We start from the raw sequence: 13,721 nt of genomic DNA on the forward strand, positions 1-13,721 counted from the left end.
GGAAAGGTGAAAAAAGATGGAACATAAAATATGGGATGGCAGGGCGCAGATTAACCTGTCGGACAGCTTTAAAATAGCGACGGTTGGTGAAAAAAGAAAGATGTATGGAATGAGAAAAGAATTACCCAAATTCATGATGGTTGACAGGGAAAATCATGTGGTAATCAATGCAGTAACAGTCGAGCAAAAGGAACAAAAAGAGTTAAGTATAGAAAAAGAAGCGCAGGCGCTAAACTACATGTATACAAGAACTGTTCCGGGGTACAAGTGCCGTGGAATTTACAAAAAAGTAATTGACCAGCATGAGGTATGTGTGATTCAGTACACATCCTACACGATAGAAGATACATTGTTCACGATGGTACTTTTGCAAAAGGAGGGAGAAAATGTGAATTTGCTGCAATGTATCTGTAAAAATGGACAAGTGCCGGAATGGCATCCGGTTTTCCGTGATATTGTAGAAAAGATTCAATTCAAGAAAGAGGAGGCATCAGCATGACAAAAGAGGAATGCAGAAATGAAATTACAAGAAATCAGCAGTTAATAGCGCAGTACAATGGACAGATTGCAACACTCCAGCGCGAGATACAGGAGCTCCAGACCACACAATCCAAAGTCGAGGGATTACAATCAAATCTGTCAGGGTGTAAGTCGTCTAGTGTAACGAAATTGGCTTCCACAAGTGGACTTGGAAAAATCAATGATAAGATTGTGAATGGGTTTTATGAGGGAATGGATAACCTGTTCAATGGAAACCGGTATACATCAGTAAGCAATGGACTTGATACAGCCATAGCACGTGTTGCAAGTGAAATCGCAAAGAAAAACGGTGAGATTGCAACGTGTCAGCAGAATATCGCATCCTGCAACAGTAGAATCGATCAGATGAATGGTGAAATTTCAAGAATTGAGGCAGAGGAAGCGGCAGAACGGGAAAGACAAGAGAGAGAAAGACAAGAGCGGGAGAAAGCAGAACGAGAAAGAAAAGAACGCGAAAGAAAAGAAAAAGCAAAAACAACGTCAAAGACTAAGAAGAAAAAATAACATCAGGAGGAAAAGAAGATGGCGGGAAGCGAATTAAAGATTGAGGATGAATATATCACATCTATGGCAACATTTTTAAAGCAAAGGGCAACAAATTTGCAAGATGCAATTGACAGTTACCTTGATATTTTAGCAAATATCAGACAGGATGCAATAAAAAAAGGTGATACGGCAGAGGCATTAGATACGTTTATTTCTTATGCAAAGAATTTATCGAATGTGGTTTCATCACTGGGCGAGACAGCAGAATCTACATGTACAAAATTTTTAGATGAAATAGATGAAAAAGACGAATACTTATTTGAAAAAGGAGAATAAAAATGGCATTAAAAAATATAATATACGATGGCGGCGGAGATTCAGGCATGTATGAAATAGACCCAGATGTGTTACAGACGCATATTGAGGAACTTGAGAAATTACAGACACAGTGGGAAAATACAGTAGAGACAGCACCAGATGTAGGAGAGTGTGGTGGAAGTACTATTATTCAGATAGAAGAAATGGGAAATATGTTTCAGAGGATGCAGGACGCATACGTGTTATTATTGAAAAATACCATTTCTTATATGAAGAACAGAAAAGATTCTGTTGAGACGAAAGAAACAAGTGCAACAAATAAAGTGCAGGAAAAATAATAAAAGTAAGGAAAGGACAAAAGATACCAATGCTAAGAGATTTTTCAGACGCAGCAAAACAAAAGCTTTTAAAGTACGTAGACGAAGTAACACCAACCGGTACATGGGATAAGATAAAAGACATTTTTGGTGACTTTGGACTGACCGTGCAAAGCTGGCTGGGACAGCTCGATATTCAAAAGTATGTCGATGACGTAGACACTTACCATAAGAAAATATTTGACAGGAAAGATACCACAGCCAAACAGATTGAACAGATTTTTTCGAGTGTGCAGGAAGTGGATACCAGATACATAAACGTAGTAAGCAGCCAGATTACCTGCGGCAATAACATCGTAAAATTAATCAACGACCTGGCCAATACCATAGATCCAAATGGCGGAAACATGGATATGGGAAGGATGAAAGGTGTTTTAGATGCAGATGTAGAAAACCTCAAAGATGCCGAGGCAACTGTGGAAAAGCCCGTCGAAGAAAAGATGCTTGGAACCGAGGCAGAAGGCTGTATGAACAGTGAAGATCCGGTAAACTTAAGTACCGGAAACTTCATTTATGAACATGAAGACCTAAAAATCGCAGGAGAGATTCCGTTATCGTTCCACCGGTATTATAACTCAAAAGACAGCAGAACAGGTGTTCTGGGAAACTGCTTTTTACATAATTACCAGATTGCCCTTGAAAAAGAAGAAAACGGAACCATCGGGGTACGGCTCGCGGATGGACAGATTAACTACCATGACAGAAATGAGAAAGAAGAGTACACTGCAAGAAACACGCCGCTTGAATTCCTGAAAGAAACCGAAAAAGGGTATTTCCTCGTGCATCCGGGGCAGGAGAAGATATCCTTTGACCGGGAAGGAAAGATGCTGCGGAAAGAAGATGTAAATGGAAGAGGCATCTCTTTTTCCTATTATGAAGACGGAAAGTTAGAAAAAGCCACAGCGGATAACGGAAGCAGTCTGACTTACTGTTATAATGAAAAAGGACAGCTTGAAAAAGTAACCGACCACACCGGAAGAAGTGTGCGCTTACAGTACCAGGAGGAGACACTAAAGAAAGTGACAACAGCATCCGGGGCAGAGTACACTTATACCTATGGGGAAAACGGAAGAATCACGGAAGTTGAAAATGCCCGTCATGTCACACCCGTAAAAAATACCTATGACAAAAGATTCCGTATCATCCACCAGGAGTTCCCGGACGGTGGAACAATGGAGTTTTCCTACGATGACAAAAACCGCCGCGTTACACTCACAGAGCGCAACGGCAGCAAAATCATCCACGTGCATGATGACCGTTACCGCAATACAGAAACCATCTACGAGGATGGAACCAAAGAGCGTTACCTTTATAATGACAAAAACCAGTGCATCAGCAGAACAGACCGTCTTGGCAGAACGACAAGAATGGCGTACGATAACCGCGGAAACCTCACCCAGACCGTGGATGCCCTAAAGCGCAGGGTCAATTACACCTATGATGCAGACTGCCATCTGGTCAGTGTCAGCATCAACGGAAAAGAACGCTTAAAAAATCACTATGATGCAAAAGGAAATCTGACCGGAACAGAAAACCTGTATGGAAATAAAGTCATCATCAAAAACGATGAGGCAGGAAGACCACGGGCAGTCACCTATGCGGACGGAAGCTTTTTCGAAATCGGCTATGATGACAAAGGAAACATTGTCCGGTTAACAGATGCTGCCGGAGGCGTGACAACCTACGGTTATGATGCCTTAAACCGTGTGACAGAAACCGTGGATGCCAATCAGAACGCAACACGTTATACCTATGATGCAGCCGACCGGATCACAACGGTAACCGATGCCATGGGAAACCAGAGAGCCTACACCTACAATGCGGGCGGAAAAATCACGGCAATCCGGGATTTCGATGGAAATAAGGAAGGATTTGCCTACAACCCGCTTGGAAAAGTAGAGACCTACACCGACAAAGAAGGACATACGGTACAGTTTACCTACGACAGGATGTGGAACATTCGTTCCGTCACAGCACCGGACCAGGGAAAACAGGAATACTTCTATGACAAAGACAACCGTCTTGTGAAACAGGTACTTCCGATGGGCGGTGTGGTAACCTATGCCTATGATGCAGCCGGAAACCGGACCGGAATGACAGACCCGGAAGGAAATACCACCCATTACCGTTATGATGCCGCAAACCGTCTGACGGAAGTGACGGAGCCGGACGGTGCAAAGACAGCGTATGAATACGACAGGGAAGGAAACCTGGTCAAAGAGACCAATGCCTGCGGTCAGGTGACATGCTATACCTATGATGATTTAGGAAGAAGAACCAGTGTCACAGATGCGGCAGGAGCAACGACCAGTGTCTTCTACAACGAGCTCGGAAAAGCGGAGCGTATCTGTTATCCAAACGGAAGCAGCACCGTTTATACGTATGAAAAAGGTGGAAGACTAAAGAGTGTGCGTTACCCGGATGGAGCAGGAGAACACTACGGCTATGATGCCAAAGGAAACCTCACGGAGCGCATCACCACGGCAGGGGAACGTTACCACTATGGTTATGACAGCCTTGACCGTATCATCTCCATCCAGAATCCATCCGGAGGGGCAGCACACTTTACCTATGATGCATTAGGACGTGTCACGAAGGCAGAAGATGAGAATGGGAATACCACGTGTTACGAATACACCCCGAACGGAAACCTTGCAAAAGTAACGGATGCTTTAGGAAATGAGACCTTCTACCAGTACGATGCGATGGGACACCTGACACAGAGCAGCTGTACCGGAGCAAATGGGGAAGAACCACAGAATACCACCTATACCTGGGATAAGGAAGGCCATGTGCTGGCAGTGACAGATCCGCTTGGAGATGTGGAGCGCTACACCTATGACCCGGCTGGAAGAATGAAAGCGAAGGTGGATAAAGATGGCTATGAAACTACCTTCCGTTATGGAAAAGACGGCCAGGTCGAAGAAATCCGTTATGCAGACGGAAGAACCGTATCCTTAACGTATAATGCCATCCGCCAGTTAGAGGAAGTAAAAGACTGGCTCGGCACAACCAGGATTGCCATGGATGAGGCAGGACGGGTATCTTCTGTCACAGACCCATACGGAAAAACGGTCGGGTATGAATGGGGAAGCATGGGAGAAAGAACATCCGTTCTCTACCCGGATGGAAGAAAAGCGGCATATGAATATAACGAAGCGATGCAGCTCACCGCCATGAAACTCATATCAAACGGGGCACAGGAGAAAACAATCCGGTACTGCTACGATGAAGCAGGAAGACTGACCGGAAAGCAGTTCCCTGGGGGAAACCGCACGGACTACCGCTACAACGGAGCCGGAAAAGTCGAAGAGATCCTACATACGGGAGCAGACTTTACAGAACGTTACCACTACGGTTATGATGTCATGGGAAATAAAATCACGGCAGAAAAGGAAAGACCAGACCTGCCGGAAGACAGTGGAAGCTTTTCCTATGGTTATGATGAATTAAACCGCCTGATCCATGTATCGCAGAATGGAAAAACACTCCGCTCCTACAGATATGATGCCTTTGGAAACCGAAGCAGCAAGACCGAGTACCAGACGGCAGGCGAACTGGTGACAACCTACCGTTACAACACGAAAAACCAGCTGATGCAGGAGACAACTGCAAACGAAACCAAAGACTATGCATACGACAACAGAGGAAACCTGTTAACCGTAACAAGCGGGGAAGAAGTCTTAAAGGCATACGGATTTGATGCAGCAAACCAGATGGAAAGTTCCATGGGAATGACAGACGGAACCATCCAAAAGGCAGTCTATCAGTACAACGGATTAGGCCACAGAATGGGACAAAGCATTGCAACAGGGGATGCAGCCCCGGCCCGGACCATCCGTTATACCTTAGATCTGACCCGTCAGTACCATAACCTCCTGCAGAAGACAGGAAGCGGCCCGGACCAGACTTACTTCTGGGATGGCAATGTCGCAGGAATGGAAGAAGAAGGAAGAGACCACTTCTACTTCCAGGATGACTTAGGAAGTCCGATGCGCTTAACCGATGAGACAGGAAGAAGTGAGGAAGCCTACGGATTTGACGAATTCGGTAATAACATCCGGACGGCAAAAGATATCTTTCAAGACTCCATGCAAAGCTTCGGCTTTACCGGTTATCAGATGGACAGCGCAGGAGGCCTCTACTTTGCCCAGGCAAGACGCTATGATGCCGGAGCAGGAAGATTTGTCAGTGAGGACTTCCTGAAAGGACATATCGCAGTACCATACACGATGAACCATTACAACTACTGCTGGAACAGACCGATGGATTTGGTGGATTTGAATGGTATGTGGCCGACAGCAGGAGTGACGAGTGATTTGGTAGGAAGGCTGAATCCAGTTGAAAGTACAGAGGAGAAAATGGAAAGCGACAGGGAGAAATCATTTGAATTCGAAGAAAATAAATATTTTAATGAAACAAATTCGGTAGGGTATATTATAGATGGTTCCAAGATAGCAAATGAGGGGATGGAGAAATTACTTATAAAGGGATGCAATGATGCGGTACGTCCTAATAATATAGGAGCAGGAACTTGGAGTAGGATTGTTACTGAAGATGTTGAAAGTATTTCAAGGACAACGTCTAAATTACGAGGTGGATTAGAGGGGATTGGAAAAGCTTTTACTATAGTTACAACTGCAGTTGACGTATGTAGTGATGTTACAGAAAATTATAAAAATAATGCAGGATGGGAGGAATATATTGCAGATATAGGTGTTGATGTAGGATTTGTTGCGATTGGTGCACTAATTGGAAGTATAGTCCCAGGACCAGGAACATTGGTAGGAGCAGCAGTGGCTTTAATAATAGGTTTAATATATTATGGGGTAACAGAGGTGTTAGCATATAAGGGAAAAAGTTTAAAGGATTGGGCAAAACAAGGTTTAAAAAATGGATTAGAGATTTTTTCAAATTGGATAACCAATACGCTGGATAATTCAGAAGAAAAGAAAATGTGTTTGGCAGCGGAATAATAAATTAAGGAGGTTAAAATGTTAATTTCGATAAAAGAGAAACCATATATTGTAGAAAAAAAATTAGAAAAAATGAATTCAATTCGCTATAAAGGAAAATTATATCAAATTGAAAAAAAGAAGGATAAGTGGATTATTAAGATGACAAGAGGAGGTGGACGGTATAATAATACATTTAAATGGGAGATAAATGTGGAAAATGAAAAGTTAGATATAAAAATGAAAAAGACATTTGATTCTGTTTTAAGTAGAGCAATCATTATTTTTCTGGAAATAGTGTTTGTACTGTTTTTCTTTTTTTTATTGATTAGTTTTTGTGGTAATGTGATACAAAAAGGAGTTATAGATAATAGCATAATAATTGGTATGTTCATGAGCATTGTAATTATAATTATCTGTACATGGTATACGTTTCATACATCAAATCAGTATTTAGAAAAGGAAGTAAAGATATTTTTAGATGAAATGTTAAAAAATAAAGAGATAAGATAACAATGGCAGAAAATTATGTTGGAAAAACAGTGGTTGCAAATTTATTCAGAGGATTTGAAGAAGTTATAAAAAAACAGAAATGGAAGATCAGATAAGGACTAGATACCAATGCTAAGAGATTTTTCAGAAACAGCAAAAAAAAAATTTTTAAAGTATGTAGATGAAGTAACAGCAACCGGTACATGGGATCAGATAAAAGATTTCTTTGGTGACATTGGACTGACCGTGCAAAGCTGGCTGGGGCAACTCGACATTCAGAAGTATGTAGATGACGTAGACACTTATCATAAGAAAGTGCTGGACAAAAATAACACCACAGCCAGGCAGATCGAAGAGATTTTTTCCAATGTACAGGCAGTTGATACCAGATACTTAAGCATCGTAAGCAGCCAGGTTACCTGCGGAAATAACATCATAAAATTCATCAATGACCTTGCCAGCACCATTGATCCAACTGGTGGAAACATGGATATGGGAAGGATGAAGGGGGTTTTAGATGCAGATGTAGAGAACATCAAAGATGCCGAGGCAACTGTGGAAAAGACCATCGAGGAAAAGATGCTTGGAACCGAGGCAGAAGGCTGCATGAACAGTGAAGATCCGGTAAACCTAAGTACCGGAAACTTCATTTATGAACATGAAGACTTAAAAATCGCAGGAGAGATTCCGTTATCGTTCCACCGGTATTACAACTCCAAGGACAGCAGGACGGGTGTTCTAGGTAACTGCTTTTTACATAATTACCAGATTGCCTTAGAAAAAGAAGAAAACGGAACCATCGGGGTGCGTCTTGCAGACGGACAGATTAACTACCATGACAGAAATGAGAAAGAAGAGTACACTGCAAGAAACACGCCGCTTGAATTCCTAAAGGAAACTGAAAAAGGGTATTTCCTCGTGCATCCGGGGCAGGAGAAGATATCCTTTGACCGGGAAGGAAAGATGCTGCGGAAAGAAGATGTAAATGGAAGAGGCATCTCTTTTTCCTATTATGAAGACGGAAAGTTAGAAAAAGCCACAGCGGATAACGGAAGCAGTCTGACTTACTGTTATAATGAAAAAGGACAGCTTGAAAAAGTAACCGACCACACCGGAAGAAGTGTGCGCTTACAGTACCAGAATGAAACACTAAAGAAAGTGACAACAGCATCCGGGGCAGAGTACACTTATACCTATGGGGAAAACGGAAGAATCACGGAAGTTGAAAATGCCCGCCATGTCACACCCGTAAAAAATACCTATGACAAAAGATTCCGTATCATCCACCAGGAGTTTCCGGACGGTGGAACAATGGAGTTTTCCTACGATGACAAAAACCGCCGCGTTACACTCACAGAGCGCAACGGCAGTAAAATCATCCACGTGCATGATGACCGTTACCGCAATACAGAGACCATCTACGAGGATGGAACCAAAGAGCGTTACCTTTATAATGACAAAAACCAGTGCATCAGCAGAACAGACCGCCTGGGCAGAACGACAAGAATGGCGTATGATAACCGCGGAAACCTCACCCAGACCGTGGATGCCCTAAAGCGCAGGGTCAATTACACCTACGATGCAGACTGCCATCTGGTCAGTGTCAGCATCAATGGAAAAGAACGCTTAAAAAATCACTATGATGCAAAAGGAAATCTGACCGGAACAGAAAACCTGTATGGAAACAAAGTCGGTATCAAAAACGATGCGGCAGGAAGACCACGGGCAGTCACCTATGCGGACGGAAGCTTTTTCGAAATCGGCTATGATGACAAAGGAAATATTGTCCGTTTAACAGATGCTGCAGGAGGCGTGACAACCTACGGTTATGATGCCTTAAACCGTGTGACAGAAACCGTGGATGCCAATCAGAACGCAACACGTTATACCTATGATGCAGCCGACCGGATCACAACGGTAACCGATGCCATGGGAAACCAGAGAGCCTACACCTACAATGCGGGCGGAAAAATCACGGCAATCCGGGATTTCGATGGAAATAAGGAAGGATTTGCCTACAACCCGCTTGGAAAAGTAGAGACCTACACCGACAAAGAAGGACATACGGTACAGTTTACCTACGACAGGATGTGGAACATTCGTTCCGTCACAGCACCGGACCAGGGAAAACAGGAATACTTCTATGACAAAGACAACCGTCTTGTGAAACAGGTACTTCCGATGGGCGGTGTGGTAACCTATGCCTATGATGCAGCCGGAAACCGGACCGGAATGACAGACCCGGAAGGAAATACCACCCATTACCGTTATGATGCCGCAAACCGTCTGACGGAAGTGACGGAGCCGGACGGTGCAAAGACAGCGTATGAATACGACAGGGAAGGAAACCTGGTCAAAGAGACCAATGCCTGCGGTCAGGTGACATGCTATACCTATGATGATTTAGGAAGAAGAACCAGTGTCACAGATGCGGCAGGAGCAACGACCAGTGTCTTCTACAACGAGCTCGGAAAAGCGGAGCGTATCTGTTATCCAAACGGAAGCAGCACCGTTTATACGTATGAAAAAGGTGGAAGACTAAAGAGTGTGCGTTACCCGGATGGAGCAGGAGAACACTACGGCTATGATGCCAAAGGAAACCTCACGGAGCGCATCACCACGGCAGGGGAACGTTACCACTATGGTTATGACAGCCTTGACCGTATCATCTCCATCCAGAATCCATCCGGAGGGGCAGCACACTTTACCTATGATGCATTAGGACGTGTCACGAAGGCAGAAGATGAGAATGGGAATACCACGTGTTACGAATACACCCCGAACGGAAACCTTGCAAAAGTAACGGATGCTTTAGGGAATGAGACCTTCTATCAGTATGATGCCATGGGACACCTGACACAGAGCAGCTGTACCGGAGTAAATGGGGAAGAACCACAGAATACCACCTATACCTGGGATAAGGAAGGCCATGTGCTGGCAGTGACAGACCCGCTTGGAGATGTGGAGCGCTACACCTATGACCCGGCTGGAAGAATGAAAGCGAAGGTGGATAAAGATGGCTATGAAACATCCTTCCACTATGGAAAAGACGGACAGGCAGAAGAAATCTGCTATGCAGACGGAAGAACCGTATCCTTAACGTATAATGCCATCCGCCAGTTAGAGGAAGTAAAAGACTGGCTCGGTACAACAAAGATCGCCATGGATGAGGCAGGACGGGTATCTTCTGTCACAGACCCATACGGAAAAACGGTCGGGTATGAATGGGGAAGCATGGGAGAAAGAACGGCAGTTCTCTACCCGGATGGAAGAAAAGCAGCATATGAATATAACGAAGCGATGCAGCTGACCGCCATGAAACTCATATCCAATAAGGAACAGGAGAAAACAATCCGGTACCGCTACGATGACGCCGGAAGACTGACCGGAAAGCAGTTCCCGGGAGGAAACCGCACAGACTACTGCTACAACGGAGCCGGAAAAGTCGAAGAAATCTTACATACGGGAGCAGACTTTACAGAACGCTACCGCTACGGTTATGATGTCATGGGAAATAAAATCACGGCAGAAAAGGAAAGACCAGGTCTTCCGGAAGACAGTGGAAGTTTTTCCTATGGTTATGATGAATTAAACCGCCTGATCCATGTATCGCAGAATGGAAAAACACTCCGCTCCTACGGATATGATGCCTTTGGAAACCGAAGCAGCAAGACCGAGTACCAGACGGCAGGCGAACTGGTGACAACCTACCGTTACAACACGAAAAACCAGCTGATGCAGGAGAACGATGCACATGGAACCAAAGACTATACCTATGACCACAGGGGAAACCTGTTATCCGTAACAAGCGGGGAAGAGGTTTTAAAAGCATACGGGTTTGATGCAGCAAACCAGATGAGCAGTTCCATGGGAAGGACAGACGGAACCATCCAAAAGGCAGTCTATCAGTATAACGGATTAGGTCACAGAATGGGACAACGCATTGCAACAGGGGATGCAGCCCCGGCCCGGACCATCCGTTATACCTTAGATCTGACCCGTCAGTACCATAACCTCCTGCAGAAGACAGGAAGCGGCCCGGACCAGACTTACTTCTGGGATGGCAATGTCGCAGGAATGGAAGAAGAAGGAAGAGACCACTTCTACTTCCAGGATGACTTAGGAAGTCCGATGCGCTTAACCGATGAGACAGGAAGAAGTGAGGAAGCCTACGGATTTGACGAATTCGGTAATAACATCCGGACGGCAAAAGATATCTTTCAAGACTCCATGCAAAGCTTCGGCTTTACCGGTTATCAGATGGACAGCGCAGGAGGCCTCTACTTTGCCCAGGCAAGACGCTATGATGCCGGAGCAGGAAGATTTGTCAGTGAGGACTTCCTGAAAGGACATATCGCAGTACCATACACGATGAACCATTACAACTACTGCTGGAACAGACCGATGGATTTGGTGGATTTGAATGGTATGTGGCCTAGTTTGAAGGACATCGGGAAGGGGATTAAAAATGCGGCAAGCAGTGTGGGAGAGTTTGTTTCTGACCATAAACAGCAAATAACAGGTGGGTTAATAATTGCTGGATCTGTAGTAGCAGCGGGAGCAGTATCATGCATCCCTGTTGTTGGAACTGTGGCGGCGGGAGCAATTTTGGGAGCAGGAATTGACGCAGGAATGCAATGTGCAATTAATGGAGAAATAAATGCAAAAGAGGTTGTTGTTTCAGGAGTTGTAGGGGGAATCCTGAGTTTTGTTCCTGGTGCAGCTTCAGGATTAACAAATTTAATGACAAATATTGGAACAAGTACAATTAGAAAAACTCTTATTACAGGAGCAATTGAAGCAGGTTCGAATGCTGTTATAGGAAGTGCAACATCTGTTATAACAGATGTATGGGCAAATGGAAAAAAGATAAATGATGAATCTGTTTGGGAAAGAGCGGCTATTAATGGAATGGTAGCAGCTGGTGGAAGTGTTATATCCTCTATTTTTAACAACACTATTGGAAAGAGTATTTCTGACAGAATTCTGAAAAATAAGATTAGTGAAGATGTATACAGGCATTCTGCAAGGTCACAAGATTATGATATGGGAGCGTTAGCTGCATGGAAAAATTCGAGTGCAAATGTTTACAAAAACATTAAGGATGTTTGGACTAATGTGAAAAATTGGTATGATATCAATTTGAATTGGATAACGAATGTTGGAACACAGATAGTTTCTAATAATTTGACTCAGAAGTGTAGTTTGAATGATGAGGAGGAAAAATGACAAATTTTATATACATTTTTATGATTGTGACACTTATAGGTATAGGTGTTGGTATAAAAGCATTCAATAGCGAAGACAGTGATACGGGAACAACAATTAAAAATATTCCAAATGGATGGAAAAGAGTTTTGCTGATTGGAAAGAATGTTCAAAAAACGGACATTCTAATGCTAATTGGAACAATTATTTATTTGTTGTTTACAATTGGAGTGATCAGTATTTATCTATTTGCAAGTCATGAAATAAAAGTTGATTTGCAATATATATTGTGTGCGGCATTTCTTGTGATGTTGTTTTTGGAAATATTTATTGTGGTATCAGTTGCTTATAGAGAGAAAAAGAATGATATAAAGCAAATGCATGTGCACGAAAACGTTTATGTGTCACACAAAGAAAAAGATATTGAATGTGAAGTGTTTTCGAAATATGTTATTTCATCAAACAAACGATTAAAGGCGGTAAAGGGAAACGTATATATTTTTCCGGCGACATTATTTCATGAAATTGATGTGGAGGGAAATATATTTAGAGAGACATCCAAAGGAATAGAATATTTATCTAATGTAGGTGCGTATAAAAACATGGCAGAGCAATTAGCAGATGAAGGTTATCAGGTGATTCGTTTTGAGACAAAGAGTATAGCAGACATAAGCCTATCACTTGAAGAATTATTAAGTAAACTTGTAAATGTTATAAATAATATTCAATGTGAAACAGGAGAATACCCGATATACTTGATTGGTCATAGCATCACATGCAATATTTTATTATTGCTACAAAAAAAGATAGATACGCAAGGGATTGTACTATTATTTGGTGGTGGAGAGACCGGAAAACAGAGGATTATATCTAGGTGTAGACTCGATAGTTTCGGTAGAATCAAAAAAGTTCGGGAAAAGGAGGTAGAACGGGAGTATGAAAAGATAGAGTCATTGATCCAAAAAGGCAATGTAGTCACGGCATATGGGGAACTGTTTAATAGAGAATCAGAATTTTGGATTTCAATTTTATCGGAAATAGAAAAGCCAATTCTGTGTATATCTGCTGAAGTTGATTGGAATTATAATGGCGAAGAAATAACTAAAAAGGTACATAATCAGAACGTAATATTTAAAATATTACCAGATGTAGATGCTACAATGAGACGAGGTTTTAGAAATCATTTGGCAATTAATAATTTGACGTATATGGGATATCTGAATCAAAAAGGGATAAAGAAACCTGAGGAGGGAAAGGATATACCATGGTATATGGAAGATATTGGAAAAGAAATCATTGTATATATGGATGCTTGTAAAAAGGAAGAATTATTATAATTACCGAT

The 13,721-nt window shown here is 42.8% G+C and carries 8 protein-coding genes; all 8 read left to right on the forward strand.

Annotation, left to right across the window (positions count from 1 at the left end; genetic code table 11):
* The first annotated feature begins 16 nt into the window (after window positions 1–16).
* Window positions 17–499 (forward strand): hypothetical protein, encoded by a 483-nt coding sequence (locus tag BIV16_RS01400; RefSeq protein WP_075679680.1) that lies wholly within the window; start codon window positions 17–19, stop codon window positions 497–499.
* Entirely contained in the window at window positions 496–1,044 is a 549-nt protein-coding gene (locus BIV16_RS01405; protein WP_075679679.1) for a YwqH-like family protein, read from the forward strand. The genes BIV16_RS01400 and BIV16_RS01405 overlap by 4 nt, the downstream gene beginning before the upstream one ends.
* A gap of 18 nt (window positions 1,045–1,062) precedes the next feature.
* On the forward strand, window positions 1,063–1,362 hold the full coding sequence (locus tag BIV16_RS01410) for a hypothetical protein (RefSeq protein ID WP_075679678.1): 300 nt from the start codon (window positions 1,063–1,065) through the stop codon (window positions 1,360–1,362).
* Window positions 1,363–1,364: 2 nt separating this feature from the next.
* On the forward strand, window positions 1,365–1,682 hold the full coding sequence (locus BIV16_RS01415) for a hypothetical protein (protein WP_075679677.1): 318 nt from the start codon (window positions 1,365–1,367) through the stop codon (window positions 1,680–1,682).
* Window positions 1,683–1,711: 29 nt separating this feature from the next.
* Complete coding sequence (locus BIV16_RS01420; RefSeq protein WP_075679676.1) at window positions 1,712–6,697, forward strand: DUF6531 domain-containing protein; 4,986 nt, start codon at window positions 1,712–1,714, stop codon at window positions 6,695–6,697.
* A gap of 18 nt (window positions 6,698–6,715) precedes the next feature.
* Window positions 6,716–7,189 carry a hypothetical protein gene (locus tag BIV16_RS01425; RefSeq protein ID WP_075679675.1) on the forward strand — a complete coding sequence of 158 codons (474 nt, stop codon included), beginning with the start codon at window positions 6,716–6,718 and terminating at the stop codon, window positions 7,187–7,189.
* 108 nt (window positions 7,190–7,297) lie between these two features.
* Complete coding sequence (locus BIV16_RS01430; RefSeq protein ID WP_330546363.1) at window positions 7,298–12,397, forward strand: DUF6531 domain-containing protein; 5,100 nt, start codon at window positions 7,298–7,300, stop codon at window positions 12,395–12,397.
* Window positions 12,394–13,713, forward strand: a complete 1,320-nt coding sequence (locus BIV16_RS01435; protein ID WP_075679673.1) for a hypothetical protein — start codon at window positions 12,394–12,396, stop codon at window positions 13,711–13,713. The genes BIV16_RS01430 and BIV16_RS01435 overlap by 4 nt, the downstream gene beginning before the upstream one ends.
* Window positions 13,714–13,721: the final 8 nt, after the last annotated feature.

Source organism: Roseburia sp. 831b (assembly GCF_001940165.2).
Taxonomy (GTDB): Bacteria; Bacillota; Clostridia; order Lachnospirales; family Lachnospiraceae; genus Roseburia.